This window comes from Mycobacterium sp. 2YAF39 (assembly GCF_052114565.1).
Taxonomy (GTDB): domain Bacteria; phylum Actinomycetota; class Actinomycetes; order Mycobacteriales; family Mycobacteriaceae; genus Mycobacterium.
Genome location: NZ_JBFREZ010000034.1, coordinates 1 through 766, shown reverse-complemented (window position 1 = coordinate 766; position 766 = coordinate 1). Strand labels below are relative to the sequence as shown.

Annotated in this window: 1 pseudogene; it reads right to left on the bottom strand. The window is 75.5% G+C overall.

Going from position 1 to position 766, the window contains the following annotated elements:
- A pseudogene (locus tag AB4Z42_RS28335) lies at positions 1-543 on the bottom strand (hypothetical protein); the annotation flags it as partial.
- Positions 544-766 lie beyond the last annotated feature (223 nt).

Here is a 766-nt window from a genome sequence, read left to right as displayed (position 1 = left end):
ATCCGCAGGCGCGGGGGCCGGCGCGGGTGCGGGTGCCGGGACGGCCTCAGGAGCCGGTGCGGCCTCGGGTGCGGGAGCGGGCGCCGCTGCGGGTGCGGCATCCGGTGCAGGAGCAGCCAGCGCCTCGGGCGCGGGCGCGGCCTCCTCGACGGGGCCGACGGCGTGGGCCGGGTCGATGCCTGCGGGCAGGTGCGCCTCGGTGCCCGGCACCGCGCCGGGAGCCGGGGTGTGCGCGACGAACTGGTTGACGGCCGTTGCGACGTTCCGGGAATCGGCCGGAGCGGCCGCGTCTCCGGCGAACACCGCGGCGGCCGCCATCAGTGTGGACGCGGCGTTGGTCGGATCGGCGGCGGCGGCCTGAATAACGGGACCGAGGCTCTGCACCGCGGGCAGGCCCGGCGCCTGCAGCCCGTCGATCGGCAGTGGTGGCGCGGGTGGTGCGGCCGGGTCTGCGTTGGCCACACTGGTCACGCCGCCGAACAGCAGCGTGACCGATGAGCCGATCGCAACGGCGGCGGTGGCGAACATCGTCCTGGTTGACATGACTTCCCTCAATGAGTGGTTGTGGTGGTCTGCTCGGTCGATGTCGCCGCTACCGTCAGGGCAGTGCTGACAGCGGCATCAACAGCGGTGCTGCGCCTGCGGCCGGAAGCGCCGCGGGAGCTGCTGCCAGCGGAGCGGTGAGTGCAGGTGCCGCGAGTGCCGGTGCGGCCGCCGCGGCGGGCGCGGTGGCCGACGTCGCCGAGGGCAGCAGTCCGGCCAGCGG